The sequence below is a fragment of the Streptomyces sp. NPDC037273 genome, from assembly GCF_055603625.1.
This window is the reverse complement of sequence record NZ_JBVJVO010000012.1, coordinates 123,654-144,087: the sequence shown is the minus strand read 5'-3', so window position 1 is coordinate 144,087 and position 20,434 is coordinate 123,654. Positions and strand designations below refer to the sequence as shown.

At 69.2% G+C, this 20,434-nt stretch carries 29 protein-coding genes; 23 read left to right on the top strand and 6 right to left on the bottom strand.

The window, feature by feature from the left end; genetic code table 11:
• Positions 1–108 precede the first annotated feature (108 nt).
• Positions 109–720, bottom strand: a complete 612-nt coding sequence (locus tag ACZ7G1_RS28280; protein WP_017239564.1) for a phage tail tube protein — start codon at positions 718–720, stop codon at positions 109–111.
• A 148-nt stretch (positions 721–868) separates the two neighbouring features.
• On the bottom strand, positions 869–1,279 hold the full coding sequence (locus ACZ7G1_RS28275; RefSeq protein ID WP_470877026.1) for a hypothetical protein: 411 nt from the start codon (positions 1,277–1,279) through the stop codon (positions 869–871).
• Between the two features lie 257 nt (positions 1,280–1,536).
• Between ACZ7G1_RS28275 and ACZ7G1_RS28270 the strand changes: the two genes are divergently transcribed.
• Positions 1,537–2,364, top strand: a complete 828-nt coding sequence (locus tag ACZ7G1_RS28270) for an ATP-grasp domain-containing protein (protein ID WP_470877028.1) — start codon at positions 1,537–1,539, stop codon at positions 2,362–2,364.
• A 67-nt stretch (positions 2,365–2,431) separates the two neighbouring features.
• Here ACZ7G1_RS28270 and ACZ7G1_RS28265 read toward each other — a convergent pair whose 3' ends face one another.
• Genes ACZ7G1_RS28265 through ACZ7G1_RS28255 form a run of 3 tightly spaced genes read right to left on the bottom strand, consistent with a single transcriptional unit; the run spans position 2,432 to position 3,667 of the window.
• The gene (locus tag ACZ7G1_RS28265; RefSeq protein WP_017239567.1) at positions 2,432–2,644 is read right to left on the bottom strand and encodes a MerR family transcriptional regulator; all 213 of its coding nucleotides are present in this window, start codon (positions 2,642–2,644) and stop codon (positions 2,432–2,434) included.
• Positions 2,638–3,399, bottom strand: a complete 762-nt coding sequence (locus ACZ7G1_RS28260) for a hypothetical protein (protein ID WP_470877029.1) — start codon at positions 3,397–3,399, stop codon at positions 2,638–2,640. Before ACZ7G1_RS28260 ends, ACZ7G1_RS28265 begins: the two co-directional genes overlap by 7 nt.
• A complete protein-coding gene (locus ACZ7G1_RS28255; protein WP_470877030.1) occupies positions 3,392–3,667 on the bottom strand; it encodes a WhiB family transcriptional regulator in 276 nt (91 codons plus the stop codon). Before ACZ7G1_RS28255 ends, ACZ7G1_RS28260 begins: the two co-directional genes overlap by 8 nt.
• A 251-nt stretch (positions 3,668–3,918) precedes the next feature.
• Here ACZ7G1_RS28255 and ACZ7G1_RS28250 point away from each other — a divergent pair, with 251 nt between their 5' ends.
• The 5 genes from ACZ7G1_RS28250 to tuf all read left to right on the top strand — a co-directional run bounded on the left by ACZ7G1_RS28250 (position 3,919) and on the right by tuf (position 9,023).
• On the top strand, positions 3,919–4,368 hold the full coding sequence (locus tag ACZ7G1_RS28250; RefSeq protein ID WP_367827700.1) for a helix-turn-helix domain-containing protein: 450 nt from the start codon (positions 3,919–3,921) through the stop codon (positions 4,366–4,368).
• A 299-nt stretch (positions 4,369–4,667) separates the two neighbouring features.
• Positions 4,668–5,039 (top strand): 30S ribosomal protein S12, encoded by a 372-nt coding sequence (rpsL, locus tag ACZ7G1_RS28245; RefSeq protein ID WP_003948652.1) that lies wholly within the window; start codon positions 4,668–4,670, stop codon positions 5,037–5,039.
• A 2-nt stretch (positions 5,040–5,041) separates the two neighbouring features.
• On the top strand, positions 5,042–5,512 hold the full coding sequence (gene rpsG / locus ACZ7G1_RS28240) for a 30S ribosomal protein S7 (RefSeq protein WP_015035567.1): 471 nt from the start codon (positions 5,042–5,044) through the stop codon (positions 5,510–5,512).
• 39 nt (positions 5,513–5,551) lie between these two features.
• Positions 5,552–7,681: an elongation factor G gene (fusA, locus tag ACZ7G1_RS28235; protein ID WP_470877031.1), complete on the top strand. Its 2,130-nt coding sequence runs from the start codon at positions 5,552–5,554 to the stop codon at positions 7,679–7,681.
• 148 nt (positions 7,682–7,829) lie between these two features.
• Positions 7,830–9,023 (top strand): elongation factor Tu, encoded by a 1,194-nt coding sequence (gene tuf / locus ACZ7G1_RS28230; protein ID WP_470877032.1) that lies wholly within the window; start codon positions 7,830–7,832, stop codon positions 9,021–9,023.
• A gap of 110 nt (positions 9,024–9,133) precedes the next feature.
• On the opposite strand, the gene ACZ7G1_RS28225 is transcribed toward tuf, so the two are convergent.
• Positions 9,134–11,152 carry a PIG-L family deacetylase gene (locus ACZ7G1_RS28225; protein WP_470877033.1) on the bottom strand — a complete coding sequence of 673 codons (2,019 nt, stop codon included), beginning with the start codon at positions 11,150–11,152 and terminating at the stop codon, positions 9,134–9,136.
• A gap of 254 nt (positions 11,153–11,406) precedes the next feature.
• On the opposite strand from ACZ7G1_RS28225, the gene ACZ7G1_RS28220 reads away from it, so the two are divergent.
• The 17 genes from ACZ7G1_RS28220 to ACZ7G1_RS28140 all read left to right on the top strand — a co-directional run bounded on the left by ACZ7G1_RS28220 (position 11,407) and on the right by ACZ7G1_RS28140 (position 20,231).
• Positions 11,407–11,769, top strand: a complete 363-nt coding sequence (locus ACZ7G1_RS28220; protein ID WP_470877035.1) for a YciI family protein — start codon at positions 11,407–11,409, stop codon at positions 11,767–11,769.
• Positions 11,766–13,007, top strand: coding sequence for an RNA polymerase sigma factor (locus ACZ7G1_RS28215; RefSeq protein ID WP_470877036.1), 1,242 nt, complete (start codon positions 11,766–11,768; stop codon positions 13,005–13,007). The genes ACZ7G1_RS28220 and ACZ7G1_RS28215 overlap by 4 nt, the downstream gene beginning before the upstream one ends.
• A gap of 420 nt (positions 13,008–13,427) precedes the next feature.
• Positions 13,428–13,736 carry a 30S ribosomal protein S10 gene (rpsJ, locus tag ACZ7G1_RS28210; protein WP_003948644.1) on the top strand — a complete coding sequence of 103 codons (309 nt, stop codon included), beginning with the start codon at positions 13,428–13,430 and terminating at the stop codon, positions 13,734–13,736.
• 11 nt (positions 13,737–13,747) lie between these two features.
• Entirely contained in the window at positions 13,748–14,392 is a 645-nt protein-coding gene (rplC, locus tag ACZ7G1_RS28205) for a 50S ribosomal protein L3 (protein WP_383328207.1), read from the top strand.
• Positions 14,393–14,399: 7 nt separating this feature from the next.
• Positions 14,400–15,050, top strand: a complete 651-nt coding sequence (rplD, locus tag ACZ7G1_RS28200; RefSeq protein WP_470877038.1) for a 50S ribosomal protein L4 — start codon at positions 14,400–14,402, stop codon at positions 15,048–15,050.
• Positions 15,050–15,373: a 50S ribosomal protein L23 gene (gene rplW / locus ACZ7G1_RS28195; protein ID WP_024755407.1), complete on the top strand. Its 324-nt coding sequence runs from the start codon at positions 15,050–15,052 to the stop codon at positions 15,371–15,373. The genes rplD and rplW overlap by 1 nt, the downstream gene beginning before the upstream one ends.
• Before the next feature lie 40 nt (positions 15,374–15,413).
• Positions 15,414–16,250: a 50S ribosomal protein L2 gene (rplB, locus tag ACZ7G1_RS28190; protein ID WP_470877040.1), complete on the top strand. Its 837-nt coding sequence runs from the start codon at positions 15,414–15,416 to the stop codon at positions 16,248–16,250.
• Between the two features lie 12 nt (positions 16,251–16,262).
• Complete coding sequence (gene rpsS, locus ACZ7G1_RS28185) at positions 16,263–16,544, top strand: 30S ribosomal protein S19 (protein ID WP_015035577.1); 282 nt, start codon at positions 16,263–16,265, stop codon at positions 16,542–16,544.
• 42 nt (positions 16,545–16,586) lie between these two features.
• Entirely contained in the window at positions 16,587–16,934 is a 348-nt protein-coding gene (gene rplV / locus ACZ7G1_RS28180) for a 50S ribosomal protein L22 (RefSeq protein WP_030359020.1), read from the top strand.
• Positions 16,934–17,773: a 30S ribosomal protein S3 gene (gene rpsC, locus ACZ7G1_RS28175; RefSeq protein WP_015035579.1), complete on the top strand. Its 840-nt coding sequence runs from the start codon at positions 16,934–16,936 to the stop codon at positions 17,771–17,773. Before rplV ends, rpsC begins: the two co-directional genes overlap by 1 nt.
• A gap of 5 nt (positions 17,774–17,778) precedes the next feature.
• Positions 17,779–18,198, top strand: a complete 420-nt coding sequence (gene rplP / locus ACZ7G1_RS28170; RefSeq protein ID WP_017239579.1) for a 50S ribosomal protein L16 — start codon at positions 17,779–17,781, stop codon at positions 18,196–18,198.
• Positions 18,198–18,422 (top strand): 50S ribosomal protein L29, encoded by a 225-nt coding sequence (gene rpmC / locus ACZ7G1_RS28165; RefSeq protein ID WP_017239580.1) that lies wholly within the window; start codon positions 18,198–18,200, stop codon positions 18,420–18,422. The genes rplP and rpmC overlap by 1 nt, the downstream gene beginning before the upstream one ends.
• On the top strand, positions 18,422–18,703 hold the full coding sequence (rpsQ, locus tag ACZ7G1_RS28160; protein ID WP_015035582.1) for a 30S ribosomal protein S17: 282 nt from the start codon (positions 18,422–18,424) through the stop codon (positions 18,701–18,703). The genes rpmC and rpsQ overlap by 1 nt, the downstream gene beginning before the upstream one ends.
• A 100-nt stretch (positions 18,704–18,803) precedes the next feature.
• The gene (rplN, locus tag ACZ7G1_RS28155; protein ID WP_003956455.1) at positions 18,804–19,172 is read left to right on the top strand and encodes a 50S ribosomal protein L14; all 369 of its coding nucleotides are present in this window, start codon (positions 18,804–18,806) and stop codon (positions 19,170–19,172) included.
• Between the two features lie 2 nt (positions 19,173–19,174).
• Positions 19,175–19,486 carry a 50S ribosomal protein L24 gene (gene rplX, locus ACZ7G1_RS28150; protein ID WP_024755412.1) on the top strand — a complete coding sequence of 104 codons (312 nt, stop codon included), beginning with the start codon at positions 19,175–19,177 and terminating at the stop codon, positions 19,484–19,486.
• Positions 19,483–20,040, top strand: coding sequence for a 50S ribosomal protein L5 (gene rplE / locus ACZ7G1_RS28145; RefSeq protein WP_026058276.1), 558 nt, complete (start codon positions 19,483–19,485; stop codon positions 20,038–20,040). Before rplX ends, rplE begins: the two co-directional genes overlap by 4 nt.
• 5 nt (positions 20,041–20,045) lie before the next feature.
• The gene (locus ACZ7G1_RS28140; RefSeq protein ID WP_003948630.1) at positions 20,046–20,231 is read left to right on the top strand and encodes a type Z 30S ribosomal protein S14; all 186 of its coding nucleotides are present in this window, start codon (positions 20,046–20,048) and stop codon (positions 20,229–20,231) included.
• Positions 20,232–20,434 lie beyond the last annotated feature (203 nt).

Here is a 20,434-nt window from a genome sequence, read left to right as displayed (position 1 = left end):
GGCTCGTCGTCCTGCCTCTGTCCGCTCTTCTGTTTTCCCCCCGCGCCCCCCCCCCCCCCCCCCCCCCCCCCCCCCCCCCCCCCCCCCCCCCCCCCGGGGGGAGAGGGATCAGACGGTCGCGGAGTACTGGCTGTCCTTCATGAGGAAGGTCGCCAGCGGCTTGCCGTCACCCTTCGACATCGCGCTGAAGGTGATGCCCAGCTGGGACGCCGCCTTCCGGGCCAGCTTGATGTCGTCGGTGGCGGTGACCTGACCGCGCGGGATGATGAAGCGGTAGCGGACCGCCGTGGTGCCACCGGCCTTGACGTCGGTGAACTCCAGACCGAGGGCACGCACGTCGGCGAACGGGCGCTCGGCGATCTCGTAGCGGTAGGTGTCGACGGCCGGCGTCGGCTCCGCCTTGACGGCGTCGCCGCCCATGAAGAAGGGCAGCGTGTCCTCGTTGAACTGGAGCAGCGAGAACTTCAGCGAGAGGTCACGGCTCGAGTAGATGTAGTGGATCGGGGAGACCGACTGCCACGAGTCGATGGCCTCCAGCTTGTCCTTCTTGGAGAAGGTGACGCCGTCGCCGGAGGTGAAGCCGAGGTCCTTCCAGCCCGCGCCGGACCAGTCGGCGGCGGAGTCCGTGCCGAAGGTGGCCGGGGCGGAGGTGCCGGCGTCGGCGACGTAGAGCTTGCCGGTGCCTGCGACGCGGATCTCGGCAGAGTTGTTTCCAGCCATGGTGGGGTTTCTCCTTGGGTTGGGATGGTGTCGGCCGCCCCGGACATCGGGTCCGGGTACGGCAAAGGCCCCGCCGGACGGCGAGGCCTGGTCTGTGGGTGAGCGCCCGTCAGGGAGCCGTACGGGCTCGGGAGGCGCTCGGGGGTGGCTAGAAGACCGTCAGGGACAGTCGGATGACGCAGAGGTAGCGGTTGGCGCCGCGGTAGAGGTAGTCGGGCAGCCAGCGCGGCCCGTCCTGCTCCTCGACGTCGTGCACGAGGTTGTTGGCGCCGAGCTGCTTGCCGATGGTGGCGAGCAGCGCCCGCCGGGCCGCGTTGGCGAGGACGTGGGCGGCGGTCTTGCTCGGCCCGTACACCTCGAACTCGATGAGCGGCTTGTCGACGTGCTCGTCGCCGATCCAGGCGCCGCCGCGGCGGTTGACCAGGACGGCGCTCTGGGTGCCGTCGAAGCCGGCCGGCGCGTTGACCGCGATGGTGGCGCCGGCGAGGGCGGGGTCGGCCTTGAGGACGTCGACGACCAGCTTCTCGACGTCCGGGAAAGCACTCGGGGGAGTGGTCATGACGGTTCTCCTCGGGAGGGGACGGGTGTGGGGCGGGGTGCCGTCCGGGGCGCTCCGGCGGGGAGGGGGCGGGGCGCGGCAGCGCTCCCGGACGGCGAACGGCGGAGGCTGCTGCCCGTCCTGCGGGCGCAGCTCCGCCGCTGCACCAACTGTGACAGAGAGCGTGCGCGCACGCAACTAGTTCGGAGCGCCCCGCGCCCGGACCGGGAAAACCCCAGCTCGATAGGTTGGCCGTCACCGAACCGAGGGAGCCGCCCGTGTCCGCCGACCGCCCCCGCCTGCTGTACGTCACCGACCTCGCCTACCCGGCCCGGGGGCGGCGCTACTGCGACGAGGACATCCACCTCACCGCCCGGCTGCGCGCCGACTTCGACCTGGCCCTGTGCCACCCGCTCGACGCGGCCGCGCTCATGGCCTCCTTCGACGCCGTCGTCGTCCGCAACAGCGGCCCGGTCCTCGGCTACCAGGAGGCGTACGACTCCTTCCGCGCCCGGGCCACGGCCCTCGGCACCCGCGTCTACAACCCGCTGCACGGCCGCGGCGACATGGCAGGCAAGCAGTACCTCCTGGACCTGACGGCCAGCGGCCACCCCGTCATCCCCACCGTCGACCGCGCCGAGGACCTCCACCGGCTGCCCGAAGCGGAGTCGTACGCGGTCAAGCCCAAGGCCGGCGCCGACTCCATAGGCCTGCGCTTCCTGGCGTACGAGGAGCTGGCCGCCCTGCCGTACGGCGACCTCCTCGTCCAGCCGCGCGTCGACTTCCAATACGAGGTCTCCTTCTACTTCGTCGACGACCGCTTCCAGTACGCCCTGTACGCCCCCGACCCCGAGCGCCGCTGGGTCCTGGAGCCGTACGAACCGACCGAGGAGGACCTGGAGTTCGCCCGCGGCTTCGTCGACTGGAACACCCTCGACCACGGCATCCAGCGCGTCGACGCCTGCCGCGCCCCCGGCGGCGAGCTGCTCCTCGTCGAGCTGGAGGACCTCAACCCGTACCTCTCCCTCGACCGCGTCCCCGAGCCCGTGCGCGAACGTTTCGCCGACGAACTCGTCCGCTCCCTCCGGGACTTCCTCGCGGCATGACGAAGCGCCCCGCGTCCGGAGGGACGCGGGGCGCTTCGGGGGTTCTCCCGTACGGGGGAGGCGGAGGTCAGGCGGTACGCGGCCGGCGGCGGGCCAGCCGCTCCGCCGCGAAGACGTCCTCCAGGCGGAAGAGCTGGGCCCGGCCGGCCCGGCCCGCCGCCCGCAGATGGCCCAGCTGGACCCACTTGCGGATGGTCGCGGGGGCCACGCCCGCCTCCTCGGCGGCGAGCGGGCCGGGGATCAGCGCGGGCAGGACGGGCAGTGCGGGCGAGCTCAGCATGCGGTCTCCTTCGTGTCGTCCATCGCCGCCCGGATCTCCTCGGTGTGCGTCCCCGAGGCCTCCGACAGCTCCTCCCACTGGTCCTCCGGCCACAGGTGCCGGTAGGCGGGGTCGTCCTGGCAGCCGCACGCCGTGTCCGTGCAGACGCACGCCGGGTTCACGCACAGCACCGCCCGCCGGTCAGGGAACGCCCGCAGCGACACCGAGTCGCACCAGGGGCAGCGGCCCGTCACCCGCACCACCGTCTCGGCGTCGCCGAGCGTCCGGGCGCAGCGCCGGGCCATCCGGCGGATCTCGTCCCGAACGTGCCGGGCGAGGTCCGGGTGCCCGGCGACGGCGTCGAGCAGCCCGACGATCCGGCGCAGCCGCTCGATCACCCCGGCCCTGCGCGGGCGCGGCAGCGCGAGCCGGGCGCAGACCGCCTCCTCCAGCTCCACCACGCCGTCGGTGATGTCCCGGATGGCGTCGGAGATGTGCAGCCGGATCGGGGCGGCGCCGTGCCCGGGGACGGACAGGCCGTGCCGCTGTTCGAGCAGCAGCGCCTCGCGCCGCTCCTCGCGGATCAGTTCGTCGCGGCCCGGGTGCGGGGCGGTCGGCGCGGTGCCCGCGGGGGAGCGGCGGCCGGGCGCCAATTCCTCGGAGAGCTCCGGGAACTGCCGTACCAGCGAGGCCGTCCAGAGCGCGATGTCCCGCAGCACGACCTCGACGGTACGGGCGCCGGCCGCGGGTCCTGTGGTGTCGATGGGCTCAGCCACGGCGGCCGCTCCCCACCAGCGCGACGGCCTTGGCGACGCGCGCCGGGTCGGCGGGACGGCCGTTGCGCCAGAGGCGGCCGGCGCAGACGCCGTCGAAGTAGCTCTCGGCCGGGGCCACGGCGGACTCGCACTCACGGCGTACGGGGCAGTCGGCGCAGGCCCGCAGAGCCGGGGCCGCCTCCTTGGCGCGGCGGGCGAAGACGACGGACGGGGAGAGGCCGGCGCACGCGGCGGAGGCCTGCCAGGGGGACGGGTCGGGATGGAACAAGGGAGTTCTCCACGGTCCGGGGCCCGCCCGGGCCTCTGGGGCCGGTGGGGCTCCTGGTGCTCGGGGGGCCGACGAGTGCGGCGGCGGCGCCAGACTTACACGTTGCGTGCGAGCGCGCAACAACTTTCTCCATGGCTGTGAGCTGCCCTTCACCGATTCGACACGATTGCGTGCCCGAAAGCACGTAATTCCGTGCGCGCAAGCACGCTAAGGTATGGGATCCGGAGGGTGGGGAGCGAGGAGCGGTACACATGAGCACTCAAGGGCTCGACGAGTTCGCAGGCTGGGTGGAAGGCCTGATGCGGGCGCGCGGCTACGACATCGACAGCCCCCGTGGTGGCGGGAAGTCCCGCATCGCGGACGAGGCGGGTGTGCACCGCGCCGCCGTCACGCGGCTGCTGCAGCGGCAGAGCATGCCCGACCTGGAGACCATGCGCCGGATCGCGCCCCTGCTCGGGGTGTCCGTCCGCGACATGCTCATCCGGTCCGGCCGGGTCTCGCCCGAGGAGCTGCCGCTGGCGGCGGACCTGCTGCCGCCCAGCGACTGGCAGCCGACCATGGAGGACTTCGCCCGCTGGCTCGGCGTCCCCGACGAGCGCCTGGGCGTCTTCGTCAAGGTCGTGAACCAGTTCCTGGAGCCCGACGCGGAGGGCGCCGACGCCCCCGCCGCCGTCGAGCCGAGGCGCACCGCCCGCGACTGAACGCGACCGGCCGCCACCGCCCGCGACCGGCGGCCCTCCCCGGGGCCGCCGGGACTCCGCGCGCGTGGGCATTTGTTTTGACCGGAGTCCATGCGATAGGTACGCTCATGCCTTGTGCCTGGGGTGTGCCTGGGCTCGTGTGCGTGTCCTCAACCGCACGGCGAGTCATATAGCGGCCACCGTGATCCGCGCCTTTTCCGCCTCGTGCGGAAGTCCGCGAGATTCGACACGCCCGACCGCGTGGGTCGGTGAATGTTCCAGGTTAGTTGTACCGACGGCACACAGAAACCGGAGAAGTAGTGCCTACGATCCAGCAGCTGGTCCGTAAGGGCCGGCAGGACAAGGTCGAGAAGAACAAGACGCCCGCACTCGAGGGTTCCCCTCAGCGTCGCGGCGTCTGCACGCGTGTGTTCACGACCACCCCGAAGAAGCCGAACTCGGCGCTCCGTAAGGTCGCGCGTGTGCGTCTGACCTCCGGCATCGAGGTCACGGCCTACATCCCGGGTGAGGGTCACAACCTGCAGGAGCACTCCATCGTGCTCGTGCGCGGTGGCCGTGTGAAGGACCTGCCGGGTGTTCGTTACAAGATCATCCGCGGTTCCCTCGACACGCAGGGCGTCAAGAACCGTAAGCAGGCTCGCAGCCGCTACGGCGCCAAGAAGGAGAAGTAAGAATGCCTCGTAAGGGCCCCGCCCCGAAGCGCCCGGTCATCATCGACCCGGTCTACAGCTCTCCTCTTGTCACCTCGCTGATCAACAAGATCCTGCTGGACGGCAAGCGTTCCACCGCCGAGCGCATCGTGTACGGCGCCATGGAGGGTCTTCGTGAGAAGACCGGCCAGGACCCGGTCATCACGCTGAAGCGCGCGCTGGAGAACGTCAAGCCGGCCCTCGAGGTCAAGTCCCGTCGTGTCGGTGGCGCCACCTACCAGGTGCCGATCGAGGTCAAGCCGGGCCGCGCGTCCACGCTGGCCCTCCGCTGGCTCGTCGGTTACTCCCGCGCCCGTCGCGAGAAGACCATGACCGAGCGCCTCATGAACGAGCTCCTCGACGCCTCCAACGGCCTCGGTGCGGCCGTCAAGAAGCGCGAGGACACGCACAAGATGGCCGAGTCCAACAAGGCCTTCGCGCACTACCGCTGGTAGTCGCAACCCACATCGAGACCGAGAGAAGACTGAAGCCTTATGGCTACCACTTCGCTTGACCTGGCCAAGGTGCGCAACATCGGCATCATGGCCCACATCGACGCGGGCAAGACGACCACCACCGAGCGGATCCTGTTCTACACCGGCGTCTCGTACAAGATCGGTGAGGTCCACGACGGCGCCGCCACGATGGACTGGATGGAGCAGGAGCAGGAGCGTGGCATCACGATCACCTCTGCTGCCACCACCTGCCACTGGCCGCTCGAGAACGTCGACCACACGATCAACATCATCGACACGCCGGGTCACGTCGACTTCACCGTCGAGGTGGAGCGTTCCCTGCGCGTGCTCGACGGTGCTGTCACCGTGTTCGACGGTGTGGCCGGTGTCGAGCCCCAGTCCGAGACTGTCTGGCGTCAGGCGGACCGCTACGGCGTTCCGCGTATCTGCTTCGTCAACAAGCTCGACCGTACGGGTGCCGAGTTCCTCCGCTGCGTCGACATGATCGTGGACCGCCTCGGCGCCGTCCCGATCGTCATGCAGCTCCCGATCGGTGCCGAGGCCGACTTCCAGGGCGTCATCGACCTGGTCCGCATGAAGGCGCTCGTCTGGTCCGCCGAGGCCAGCAAGGGCGAGATGTACGACGTCGTCGACATCCCGGCGGACAAGGTCGAGCAGGCCGAGGAGTACCGCGCCAAGCTCGTCGAGACCGTCGCGGAGAACGACGAGGAGCTCATGGAGCTCTTCCTCGAGGGCGTCGAGCCCACCGAGGAGCAGCTCTACGCTGCCGTCCGCCGCATCACGATCGCGTCCGGCAAGGGCAACGGCGAGAAGACGGTCACCCCCGTCTTCTGTGGCACCGCGTTCAAGAACAAGGGCGTTCAGCCCCTGCTCGACGCTGTCGTCCGCTACCTGCCGTCGCCGCTCGACGTCGAGGCCATCGAGGGCCACGACGTCAAGGACGCCGAGGTCGTCGTCAAGCGCAAGCCGTCCGACGAGGAGCCGCTGTCGGCTCTCGCGTTCAAGATCGCGAGCGACCCGCACCTCGGCAAGCTCACCTTCGTCCGGATCTACTCCGGTCGCCTGGAGGCCGGCACCGCGGTGCTGAACTCCGTCAAGGGCAAGAAGGAGCGCATCGGCAAGATCTACCGCATGCACGCGAACAAGCGTGAGGAGATCGACTCGGTGGGCGCCGGCGACATCGTCGCCGTCATGGGCCTCAAGCAGACCACCACCGGTGAGACGCTGTGCGACGAGAAGAACCCGGTCATCCTGGAGTCCATGGACTTCCCGGCCCCGGTCATTCAGGTCGCCATCGAGCCCAAGTCCAAGGGTGACCAGGAGAAGCTGGGTGTCGCCATCCAGCGTCTCGCGGAGGAGGACCCCTCCTTCCAGGTCCACTCTGACGAGGAGACCGGCCAGACCATCATCGGTGGTATGGGCGAGCTTCACCTCGACATCCTCGTCGACCGTATGCGTCGCGAGTTCAAGGTCGAGGCGAACGTCGGCAAGCCGCAGGTCGCGTACCGCGAGACGATCCGCAAGGCCGTCGAGCGCGTGGACTACACCCACAAGAAGCAGACCGGTGGTACCGGTCAGTTCGCCAAGGTGCAGATCGCGATCGAGCCCATCGAGGGCGGCGACGCCTCGTACGAGTTCGTGAACAAGGTCACCGGTGGCCGCATCCCGAAGGAGTACATCCCTTCGGTCGACGCGGGTGCGCAGGAGGCCATGCAGTTCGGTATCCTCGCCGGCTACGAGATGACTGGCGTCCGCGTCATCCTTCTCGACGGTGCCTACCACGAGGTCGACTCCTCCGAGCTCGCGTTCAAGATCGCCGGTTCGCAGGCCTTCAAGGAGGCCGCGCGCAAGGCTTCCCCCGTCATCCTTGAGCCGATGATGGCCGTTGAGGTCGTCACGCCCGAGGACTACATGGGTGAGGTCATCGGCGACATCAACTCCCGCCGTGGTCAGATTCAGGCCATGGAGGAGCGCAGCGGCGCTCGCGTCGTGCGGGGCCTCGTGCCCCTTTCGGAGATGTTCGGCTACGTCGGCGACCTCCGCAGCAAGACCTCGGGTCGCGCAAGCTACTCGATGCAGTTCGACTCCTACGCCGAGGTTCCGCGGAACGTCGCCGAGGAGATCATCGCGAAGGCCAAGGGCGAGTAACTCTCCCGAGTTCACGCTTTAGGCTTGACACCAGTCGTCGGGGCTCGGCCCCGGAACCCCGAGGTACGGCCCCGGCGACTGGCATCCCAGCAAAGATCACCTGGCGCCGATGAAGCAAGGCGTTCAGAACCACTCCAGGAGGACCCCAGTGGCGAAGGCGAAGTTCGAGCGGACTAAGCCGCACGTCAACATCGGCACCATCGGTCACATCGACCACGGTAAGACGACCCTCACGGCCGCCATTACCAAGGTGCTGCATGACGCGTACCCGGACCTGAACGAGGCCTCGGCCTTCGACCAGATCGACAAGGCTCCCGAGGAGCGCCAGCGCGGTATCACCATCTCGATCGCGCACGTCGAGTACCAGACGGAGTCGCGTCACTACGCGCACGTCGACTGCCCCGGTCACGCTGACTACATCAAGAACATGATCACGGGTGCGGCGCAGATGGACGGCGCCATCCTCGTGGTCGCCGCCACCGACGGCCCGATGCCGCAGACCAAGGAGCACGTCCTCCTTGCTCGCCAGGTCGGCGTTCCGTACATCGTCGTCGCCCTGAACAAGGCCGACATGGTGGACGACGAGGAGATCCTGGAGCTCGTCGAGCTCGAGGTCCGTGAGCTCCTCTCCGAGTACGAGTTCCCGGGCGACGACCTGCCGGTCGTTCGCGTCTCCGCGCTCAAGGCCCTCGAGGGCGACGCGGAGTGGGGCGGCAAGCTCCTCGACCTGATGAAGGCCGTGGACGAGTCCATCCCGCAGCCCGAGCGTGACGTCGACAAGCCGTTCCTGATGCCGATCGAGGACGTCTTCACGATCACCGGTCGTGGCACCGTCGTCACCGGTCGTATCGAGCGTGGTGTCCTCAAGGTCAACGAGACCGTCGACATCATCGGCATCAAGACCGAGAAGACCACCACCACGGTCACCGGCATCGAGATGTTCCGCAAGCTCCTCGACGAGGGCCAGGCCGGTGAGAACGTCGGTCTGCTCCTCCGTGGTATCAAGCGCGAGGACGTCGAGCGCGGCCAGGTCATCATCAAGCCGGGCTCGGTCACGCCGCACACCAACTTCGAGGCGCAGGCGTACATCCTGTCGAAGGACGAGGGTGGCCGTCACACCCCGTTCTTCAACAACTACCGCCCGCAGTTCTACTTCCGTACCACGGACGTGACCGGCGTCGTGACCCTCCCCGAGGGCACCGAGATGGTCATGCCGGGCGACAACACCTCCATGTCCGTCGAGCTGATCCAGCCCGTCGCCATGGAGGAGGGCCTCAAGTTCGCCATCCGTGAGGGTGGCCGGACCGTCGGCGCCGGCCAGGTCGTCAAGATCACTGCCTGATCTTGAACTGACCTGGTAGCTCGTGAGAGCTGCTCAGCAGTAGGGAAGGCCCCGCACCGAAAGGTGCGGGGCCTTCTCGCGTTCCCGGGGCTCCTCGCGTTCCGGCGCCGCTACGGCCGCCAGCTCCAGGGGTGCCCGTCCGGGCCGAGGCCCACCACCGTCACCCGGTCCCGGGCGCCGAGGTGGAGCGCGGCCGTGACCGCCGGGTCGCCGGCCGTGCGGGTCCGCAGCCGGCCCCCGGACCGCAGCTGGGCACGGCCGTGCACGTCGGTGCCGAGCAGGACCGTGCCGAGCGCCGTCGAGCGCGCGGCGACCACGTCCCCGTAGCCGTCGAGGCCGGCGTCGCCCGTCGGGCCGAGGAGCGCGGCGGCCGCCGGGGCCCGGTGGAACAGCTCGCCGCCGGCCGTGGCCACCGTCGACCCGGAGAGCGGCAGCCGGTCGGAGCGGTCGGCCCCGTCGACCCAGTGGCGTACGGACTCCCGCCCCGCCGCGTACACGTGCACGCGTCCCGCCGCGTCCAGGGAGACGGCGAGGCCGTCCTGGACCTCCGCGTCCCCGGGCAGCGCCCGCCAGGGACCCCAGGAGCCGTCCGAGGCCGCCCGGACCCTGGTCGAGACGCCCTTGTCCGCGTTCCGTACGAAGAGGTGGACGCGGCCGTCCGGGGCCGCGACCGCCACCGGCGCGCCGATCCGGCGCCCCCGGTCGTCGGTGTGCTCCGGGTTCCCGAGGCCCCGCCAGGCGAGGAAGGGACCGCCGGGGGAGCGCTGTTCCAGGAGCACGAGCTCGCGCCGGTTCGGGCCGCCGTGGCCGTCGAGCGCGGCGAACCGCACCCCGAAGAGCAGCACCCGGCCGTCGTCGAGCACCGCAGAGCCGAGCGCGGGGGCGAGCGGCCCGCCGCCGAGGTCCTCCGGCTCGCCCCAGTCGCCCCCGGCCGGCGCCGAGGCCCCGCGCGTGCCGCCCGGAGCCCGCTCCCGCCAGCGGACCGCGCGCAGGCCGAGGACGCCGTACGCGGTGAGCCGGCCGTCCGGCTCCTCGGCAACCACCGGACGGGCGCCCGGCCAGCGGTGGTGGGTGGAGCGGACCCAGCCCTTGCGGTTGGTGAGCGGCCGGTCGCCGCCGACGCCGTAGTCGCCGCAGCCCGAGGGGTTCCCGCACTGCCAGGACGGGTCGCCGCCGTACGGGACGAGCCGGGCGGCCTTCTCCTTGAGGACCTCCGGGGGGAGGTTCTTCGGCCAGTGCCGGTTGTAGTAGCCGCGGAAGGCGGTGGCGGCGAAAGCCGGTATCGGGCCGCCGTCCCCGACCGTGTCGGTGACCCAGCGGCTCAGCGCGGCCCAGGTGAAGCAGGCGACCGCCGTGTGGTCCCCGTGGTCCGCGTACCCCGGCTGCTCGGAGTCCCGCCGCCGGGTGGCCTCGTCGCCGAGCTGGATGTCCGGGTCCGGGTCCAGGGTGTGCACCACGGTCGGCCGGTAGCGGCGCAGCAGCTCGGTGAGCGTGCCGACGAGGCCGTCGTAGTCGTAGGTGTCCGAGCGGGTCACCGGCGAGCCCGCCGACAGGTGGGTGCGCAGTTCGAGGGCCCGGTCGTGCCAGAGCGCCGGCAGGGCCATGTACCTGCGGGCGGTGTGCATCGGCAGGTTCAGGAAGACCAGCTCGACGCGCCGCCCGCCGTGCGCGAGCGTGTCGGCCTCGGCCCGCCGTCCGCCGGCCAGCGTGAGCACCTCGCGCCGCCAGGGCGTGAACTTCGGCAGGCCGAGGGCCTCGGCGTACGACTGGCGCAGGCCCTGGTGGCGGGCGGACGAGTAGGCGGCCCGGTCCGGGGGAGTGTCGGGCATCCCGGCGATCCGGTTCCGGCCGGTGTGCTCGCCGGCCGTCACGTACACCGAGACCAGCGGGACCCCGGAGTCGAGCAGCCGCTGGGTGTCCGGGTTCATGAAGTACAGGTCGTCGTCGGGGTGCGCGGCGAACTGCATGAGCAGCGCCCGCCGCCCGCCGGCCCGCGCGACCGGCTTCCCCGGCGCCGGATCGGCGGTCGGCGCGGTCCGCCGCGGCTCCGGCACGGAACAGCCGGCGGCGGCCGCGGTGACCGCCAGGGCGACGGAGAGCACCGTCCGGCGGCGAGGGGCTGTGGTCACGTGCGGAATCCGTCCTTCGGGTGTGTCGGTGCTCTGAGGGCCTCAGCGGGTCCCCTGCGGTCTTCTTCTGCGGTCTTCTGCAAGACGGATATCCGGTACCCGGGGTTGTGTACGAGTGCGCTCCGGGCTGCCAGGATTCACCCTGAAAAGATCTTCGAAGAGACCGGCGGCCCGATGTCGAGTCGGCGCCGCGGGCTCCGACCCCTGGGTGACAGCACGCCACAGGGGCGCGCGGGACGGGGAGGACACCCGAGATGAAGTACGTCGCGATGATCTACGGCAACCAGGCCAAGTGGGACTCCTTCCCGGCCGAGGCCTGGCCCGAGGCGATCGCCCGCCAGGAGGCCTTCAACCGCAGGTACCGGGAGAGCGGCGAGCTGATCGGCGCCTACGGGCTCGCCGACGCGGCCGCCGCCCAGCTGGTACGGCGCGAGGGCGGCGCCCCCGCGGTCACCGACGGCCCGTACCTGGAGACCAAGGAGTACCTGGCCAGCTTCTACCTGCTCGACTGCGCGAGCCTGGGGCGGGCCCAGGAGATCGCCGCCGACATGCCCTTCGCGGACGTCGACCCCGTCGAGCTCTGGCCCGTCCTGCACGAGTCGGCGGCGGACGTGTGACCGGCCCCCACGAGATCGAGGACCTGCTGCGCAGCCACGCGCCGCAGGTCCTCGGCGCGCTCGTCCGCCGCTACGGCGACTTCGACCTCGGCGAGGACGCCGTCCAGGAGGCCCTGATCGCCGCGGCCCGCCAGTGGCCCGAGGACGGGGTCCCCGAGCACCCGCGCGGCTGGCTGCTGACCGTCGCCACCCGCCGGTACGTCGACCTGGTGCGCAGCGAGTCCGCGCGCAGGCGCCGCGAGGACGCCGTCGTCCTCGCCACCCCGGCCTCCGAGCTGCTCGCGCACGCGGCGGACGACACCCCGGGCGCCGACCGGGACGACTCCCTGTCGCTGCTCTTCCTCTGCTGCCACCCCGACCTGTCGCCGCCCAGCCGGATCGCGCTCACCCTGCGCGCGGTCGGCGGCCTCACCACCGCTCAGATCGCCGCCGCCTTCCTCGTACCCGAGTCGACCATGGCGCAGCGGATCAGCCGGGCCAAGCAGACCATCAAGGCCGGCGGCTGGTCGCTCTCGCTGCCCCCGGGCGCGGACCGCACGGCCCGCCTCGCCGAGGTGCGGCACGTGCTCTACCTGGTCTTCAACGAGGGCTACACGGCCAGTGGCGGCGACCTGCTCACCGCGCCCGAGCTCTCCGCGGAGGCGATCCGGCTCGCCCGGCTGCTGCACCGGCTCGTCCCCGACGACACCGAGACCGCGGGACTGCTCGCCCTGATGCTGCTCACCGACGCCCGCCGCCCGGCCCGGACGGGCCCGCACGGCGAGCTGGTCCCGCTGACCGAGCAGGACCGGGGCAGCTGGGACGGCGGGCTCGTCGCCGAGGGCGTCGAGCTGATCAGCCGTACCCTCCCGCTCGGCCGGGTCGGCCCGTACCAGCTCCAGGCGGCCATCGCGGCCGTCCACGACGAGGCGGAGTCCGCCGAGGCCACCGACTGGCCCCAGATCCTCGCGCTGTACGAGCTCCTGGAGCGCACCGGGCCGAACCCGATGATCACTCTCAACCGGGCCGTGGCGGTCGCCATGGTCCACGGCCCGCGGGCCGGTCTCGACCTCCTCGCCGAGCTCGCGGGGGACCGGCGGATGGCCCGGAACCACCGCCTGCTCGCGACCCGCGCGCACCTCCTCGAACTCCTCGGCGACAAGGAGGCGGCGGCCCACGCGTACCGGGAGGCGGCCCGTCACACCACGAGCGCGCCCGAGCGGCGGCACCTCACCGAGCGGGCGCGGCGGCTGGGCTGAACGACCTGCCGCGCCGGAGCGTGCGCCTGAGCGCGTACCGCTACGTGACGTGGGGTACAGTCTTCGCTCCCGATTGGCGGCGAGAAGGCCGCGTATGGCAGACTGTCGGGGTTGCTCGGTTGAGTGCCGATGCTGCGCGCCTCCCGTCGGGAGGACCGGAAGCGAGTCCCACAGTACTCGTCGACCCCTCGGGTCGGACGTACGGGAATCTTCTGGGAAGCGTCAGCGGGGTGCCGGCCAGGCTCCCGGTGGGTGTTGTACCCCCGACTCGCGGTCATGGTGACCGCACCCCCTTGGTTGGGAAATCCTCAGGGATTTCTGCGTAGAGGGAGTGCGACACGCCCGACCGCGTGGGTCGGAGGTGGGACGCGAACCAATCGGGATGCCAGAGCGTTACGAGACAAAGGACTACTAGTAGCCATGGCGGGACAGAAGATCCGCATCCGGCTCAAGGCCTACGACCACGAGGTCATCGACTCCTCGGCGAAGAAGATCGTCGAGACGGTGACCCGCACTGGTGCGTCGGTCGCGGGCCCGGTGCCGCTGCCCACTGAGAAGAACGTGTACTGCGTCATCAAGTCGCCGCACAAGTACAAGGACTCGCGCGAGCACTTCGAGATGCGCACGCACAAGCGCCTCATCGACATCCTCGACCCCACGCCGAAGACGGTTGACTCGCTGATGCGTCTCGACCTCCCGGCCGGTGTCGACATCGAGATCAAGCTCTGAGGGCGCGCGAGATGGCCAAGAACATCAAGGGCATCCTGGGCGAGAAGCTCGGCATGACGCAGGTCTGGGACGAGAACAACCGGGTCGTCCCGGTGACCGTCGTCAAGGCCGGCCCGAATGTCGTGACCCAGGTCCGTACGAACGACAGCGACGGCTACGAGTCGGTCCAGATCGCCTTCGGCGAGATCGACCCGCGCAAGGTGAACAAGCCCCTCAAGGGCCACTTCGCCAAGGCCGACGTCACCCCGCGCCGCCACCTGGTGGAGCTCCGCACCGCTGACGCCTCCGAGTACACGCTCGGCCAGGAGATCACCGCCGAGGTCTTCGAGGCCGGCGTGAAGGTCGACGTCACCGGCAAGAGCAAGGGCAAGGGCTTCGCCGGTGTCATGAAGCGCCACAACTTCCGTGGTGGCAAGGCCTCGCACGGTGCCCACCGCGTGCACCGCAAGCCCGGTTCCATCGGTGGCTGCGCCACCCCGGGCCGTGTCTTCAAGGGCATGCGCATGGCCGGTCGCATGGGCAACGAGCGTGTGACCACCCAGAACCTGACCGTCCACGCCGTTGACGCCGAGAAGGGTCTGCTGCTCATCAAGGGCGCCGTCCCCGGCCCCAACGGTGGCCTCGTCCTGGTCCGCACCGCGGCCAAGGGGGTTTGAGGAACCGATGAGCACCATTGACATCCTTTCGCCGTCTGGCGACAAGGCCGGGACCGTCGAGCTCCCCGCGGAGATCTTCGGCGCCAAGGTCAGCGTCCCGCTGATCCACCAGGTCGTCGTCGCGCAGCTGGCCGCGGCCCGTCAGGGCACGCACAAGACCAAGACCCGTGGCGAAGTCCGCGGTGGTGGCAAGAAGCCTTACCGCCAGAAGGGCACCGGCCGCGCCCGTCAGGGTTCGACCCGCGCCCCGCAGTTCGCCGGTGGTGGCGTCGTGCACGGTCCCGTGCCGCGTGACTACTCGCAGCGGACCCCGAAGAAGATGAAGGCCGCCGCCCTCCGCGGTGCCCTCTCGGACCGGGCGAACCACTCCCGCATCCACGTCGTCACCGGCGTGGTCGAGGGTGCTGTCTCCACCAAGGCCGCCAAGACGCTGCTCGGCAAGATCTCGGAGCGCAAGAACCTGCTCCTGGTCGTCGAGCGCTCCGACGAGGCCGCGTGGCTGTCCGCCCGCAACCTGCCCCAGGTGCACATCCTGGAGCCGGGCCAGCTCAACACGTACGACGTGATCGTCTCTGACGACGTGGTCTTCACCCAGGCCGCCCTCGAGTCCTTCGTGTCTGGCCCCCAGACCGCTGAGACCGAAGGGAGCGACGCCTGATGACTGAGGCCGTCGTCACCAGCAAGACCTTCTCGGACCCGCGCGACATTCTCGTCAAGCCGGTCGTCTCGGAGAAGAGCTACGCCCTGCTGGACGAGAACAAGTACACGTTCATCGTCGCGCCTGGCTCCAACAAGACCCAGATCAAGCAGGCCGTCGAGGCGGTCTTCTCGGTCAAGGTCACCGGGGTCAACACGATCAACCGCCAGGGTAAGCGCAAGCGCACCAAGGCCGGTTTCGGCAAGCGCAAGGACACCAAGCGCGCCATCGTGACCCTTGCCGAGGGCAACCGTATCGACATCTTCGGCGGTCCGACCGCCTAACGGCGGTCTGGATCGTCCGGAATCGGACGAGGACTGAGAAATGGGAATCCGCAAGTACAAGCCGACTACGCCGGGCCGTCGTGGCTCCTCCGTAGCCGACTTCGTCGAGATCACGCGGTCCACGCCGGAGAAGTCGCTGGTCCGCCCCCTGCACAGCAAGGGCGGCCGTAACAACACCGGTCGTGTGACCGTCCGCCACCAGGGCGGTGGCCACAAGCGCGCCTACCGTGTGATCGACTTCCGTCGTCACGACAAGGACGGCGTGCCGGCGAAGGTCGCTCACATCGAGTACGACCCCAACCGCACCGCGCGCATCGCGCTGCTCCACTACCTGGACGGCGAGAAGCGCTACATCATCGCCCCCAAGGGCCTCTCGCAGGGTGACCGCGTCGAGAACGGCCCGGGCGCGGACATCAAGCCCGGCAACAACCTGGCGCTCCGCAACATCCCGGTCGGTACCACGATCCACGCGATCGAGCTCCGTCCCGGTGGCGGCGCCAAGTTCGCGCGCTCCGCTGGTGCCTCCGTGCAGCTGCTGGCGAAGGAGGGCACCATGGCCCACCTCCGCATGCCGTCCGGTGAGATCCGTCTCGTCGACGCCCGCTGCCGCGCCACCATCGGCGAGGTCGGCAACGCCGAGCAGTCGAACATCAACTGGGGCAAGGCCGGCCGTAAGCGCTGGCTGGGCGTTCGCCCGACCGTTCGCGGTGTGGCGATGAACCCGGTGGACCACCCGCACGGTGGTGGTGAGGGCAAGACCTCCGGTGGTCGCCACCCGGTCTCCCCGTGGGGTCAGAAGGAGGGTCGTACTCGTTCGCCGAAGAAGGCTTCGAACAAGTACATCGTCCGCCGCCGCAAGACGAACAAGAAGCGCTAGGAGCGGGTTTAGATGCCGCGCAGTCTCAAGAAGGGACCCTTCGTCGACGGCCACCTCGTCAAGAAGGTGGACGCCCAGAACGAAGCCGGTACCAAGAACGTCATCAAGACCTGGTCCCGTCGCTCGATGATCATCCCGGCCATGCTCGGCCACACGATCGCGGTGCACAACGGCAAGACCCACATTCCGGTGTTTGTCACCGAGTCGATGGTCGGCCACAAGCTCGGCGAGTTCTCGCCGACGCGCACCTTCCGGGGTCACGTGAAGGACGACCGGAAGTCGAAGCGCCGCTAGTAGCGGGGTGGAATGACCATGACAGACACTGGAAGGACAACCATGGAAGCCAGGGCCCAGGCGCGGTACATCCGCGTTACGCCCATGAAGGCCCGCCGTGTGGTGGACCTTATCCGTGGCATGGATGCCACGGAGGCTCAGGCGGTCCTGCGTTTCGCCCCGCAGGCCGCGAGCGTGCCGGTTGGCAAGGTGCTGGACAGCGCCATCGCCAACGCCGCGCACAACTACGACCACACGGACGCCTCTTCGCTGTTCATCAGCGAGGCGTTCGTCGATGAGGGCCCGACCCTGAAGCGGTTCCGTCCGCGTGCCCAGGGCCGTGCCTACCGGATCCGTAAGCGGACCAGCCACATCACCGTGGTCGTCAGCAGCAAGGAAGGAACCCGGTAATGGGCCAGAAGGTTAACCCGCATGGGTTCCGGCTCGGCATCACCACGGACTTCAAGTCCCGCTGGTACGCCGACAAGCTGTACAAGGACTACGTCAAGGAAGACGTCGCCATCCGTCGGATGATGACGTCCGGCATGGAGCGCGCCGGCATCTCGAAGGTTGAGATCGAGCGCACCCGTGACCGTGTGCGTGTGGACATCCACACCGCGCGTCCCGGCATCGTCATCGGCCGCCGTGGCGCCGAGGCCGACCGCATCCGCGGCGACCTCGAGAAGCTCACGGGCAAGCAGGTCCAGCTGAACATCCTCGAGGTCAAGAACCCCGAGATGGACGCTCAGCTGGTTGCTCAGGCCGTTGCCGAGCAGCTCTCCTCCCGCGTCTCCTTCCGTCGCGCCATGCGTAAGAGCATGCAGGGCACGATGAAGGCCGGCGCCAAGGGCATCAAGATCCAGTGTGGCGGTCGTCTCGGCGGCGCCGAGATGTCCCGCTCGGAGTTCTACCGCGAGGGTCGTGTGCCGCTGCACACGCTCCGCGCGAACGTGGACTACGGCTTCTTCGAGGCCAAGACGACCTTCGGTCGCATTGGCGTCAAGGTCTGGATCTACAAGGGCGACGTCAAGAACATCGCCGAGGTCCGCGCCGAGAACGCTGCGGCCCGTGCGGGTAACCGCCCGGCCCGTGGTGCCGGCGCTGGCGACCGCCCGGCCGGCCGTGGTGGCCGCGGTGGCGAGCGTGGCGGCCGCGGCCGCAAGCCGCAGCAGTCGGCTCCGGCCGCCGAGGCCCCCAAGGCCGAGGCTGCCGCCGCTGCTCCGGCTGAGAGCACCGGAACGGAGGCCTGACCGACATGCTGATCCCCCGTAGGGTCAAGCACCGCAAGCAGCACCACCCGAAGCGCTCCGGCGCCAGCAAGGGTGGTACGCAGGTTGCGTTCGGCGAGTACGGCATTCAGGCCCTCACGCCGGCGTACGTGACCAACCGCCAGATCGAGGCGGCTCGTATCGCGATGACCCGCCACATCAAGCGTGGCGGCAAGGTCTGGATCAACATCTACCCGGACCGCCCGCTGACGAAGAAGCCCGCCGAGACCCGCATGGGTTCCGGTAAGGGTTCTCCGGAGTGGTGGATCGCGAACGTCAAGCCGGGTCGGGTGATGTTCGAACTGTCCTACCCGAACGAGAAGATCGCGCGCGAGGCCCTCACCCGTGCGGCCCACAAGCTGCCGATGAAGTGCAAGATCGTGAAGCGCGAAGCAGGTGAGCTGTGATGTCGGCCGGTACCAAGGCGTCCGAGCTGCGCGAGCTGGGCAACGAGGAGCTTCTCAACAAGCTCCGCGAGGCCAAGGAAGAGCTGTTCAACCTCCGCTTCCAGGCGGCGACGGGTCAGCTCGAGAACCACGGTCGGCTCAAGTCCGTCCGTAAGGACATCGCCCGGATCTACACCCTGATGCGTGAGCGTGAGCTGGGCATCGAGACGGTGGAGAACGCCTGATGAGCGAGAGCAACGTGACTGAGAAGACCGAGCGCAACGCTCGTAAGGTCCGCGAGGGCCTGGTCGTCAGCGACAAGATGGACAAGACCGTCGTCGTCGCTGTCGAGGACCGCGTCAAGCACGCGCTGTACGGCAAGGTCATCCGCCGTACGAACAAGCTCAAGGCTCACGACGAGCAGAACGCTGCCGGCATCGGCGACCGCGTCCTCCTGATGGAGACCCGGAAGCTGTCCGCCACGAAGCACTGGCGCGTCATCGAGATCCTCGAGAAGGCCAAGTAATTCTTGAAGGGGTAACCCTTCGAGTTCGTTCCGCCAGGCTCGGCCGGGGCTTCCTCGTGAAGCCCCGGCCGGGAACCGGCAGACAAATCAGGAGATAGACGTGATCCAGCAGGAGTCGCGACTGCGTGTCGCCGACAACACTGGTGCCAAGGAGATCCTTTGCATCCGTGTTCTCGGTGGCTCGGGTCGCCGCTACGCGGGCATCGGTGACGTCATCGTCGCCACCGTCAAGGACGCGATCCCCGGTGGCAACGTGAAGAAGGGTGACGTCGTCAAGGCGGTCATCGTTCGCACCGTCAAGGAGCGCCGCCGCCAGGACGGCTCGTACATCCGCTTCGACGAGAACGCCGCTGTCATTCTCAAGAACGACGGCGACCCTCGTGGCACCCGTATCTTCGGCCCGGTCGGCCGTGAGCTGCGCGAGAAGAAGTTCATGAAGATCATCTCGCTCGCGCCGGAGGTGCTGTAAGCATGAAGATCAAGAAGGGCGACCTGGTCCAGGTCATCACCGGTAAGGACAAGGGCAAGCAGGGCAAGGTCATCACGGCCTTCCCCCGCGAGAACCGCGTCCTCGTCGAGGGTGTCAACCGGGTCAAGAAGCACACCAAGGCCGGCCCGTCGCAGGCCGGTGGCATCGTCACGACCGAGGCTCCGGTCCACGTCTCCAACGTCCAGCTGGTCGTGGAGAAGGACGGCAAGAAGGTCGTCACGCGTGTCGGTTTCCGCTTCGACGACGAGGGCAACAAGATCCGCGTTGCCAAGCGGACGGGTGAGGACATCTGATGGCTACCACCACTCCGCGTCTCAAGACGAAGTACCGCGAGGAGATCGCGGGCAAGCTGCGTGAGGAGTTCTCCTACGAGAACGTCATGCAGATCCCCGGCCTCGTGAAGATCGTGGTCAACATGGGTGTCGGCGACGCCGCCCGTGACTCGAAGCTCATGGACGGTGCCGTCCGTGACCTGACCACCATCACCGGTCAGAAGCCGGCCATCACCAAGGCCCGCAAGTCCATCGCGCAGTTCAAGCTGCGCGAGGGTCAGCCGATCGGTGCGCACGTCACCCTCCGTGGCGACCGCATGTGGGAGTTCCTGGACCGCACCCTGTCGCTGGCGCTGCCGCGCATCCGCGACTTCCGTGGTCTGTCCCCCAAGCAGTTCGACGGCCGTGGCAACTACACCTTCGGTCTCACGGAGCAGGTCATGTTCCACGAGATCGACCAGGACAAGATCGACCGTGTCCGGGGTATGGACATCACCGTGGTGACCACGGCGACCAACGACGACGAGGGCCGTGCCCTTCTGCGTCACCTCGGCTTCCCGTTCAAGGAGGCGTAAGCGAGATGGCGAAGAAGGCTCTCATCGCGAAGGCTGCCCGCAAGCCCAAGTTCGGCGTGCGTGGCTACACGCGCTGCCAGCGCTGTGGTCGTCCCCACTCCGTGTACCGCAAGTTCGGCCTGTGCCGCGTGTGCCTTCGTGAGATGGCTCACCGTGGCGAGCTGCCGGGCGTGACCAAGAGCTCCTGGTAATCCCCTAGTTGGGATGACCGGAGTCTCTCGGTAAGCATTGGGTTGGCGGACGCCCACCCCCTCATGGCTTAGGCTTGTGGGGTTGGGCGTCCGCCGCCCGTACGACTTACTACGCCGTAGGTCCCCGCGCCGCACCCGTCCCGCCCCTGTGTGGGGAGAGGGATGGCGCATACAGGAAACCCCGGCGAGAGAGGCCGAAGGCC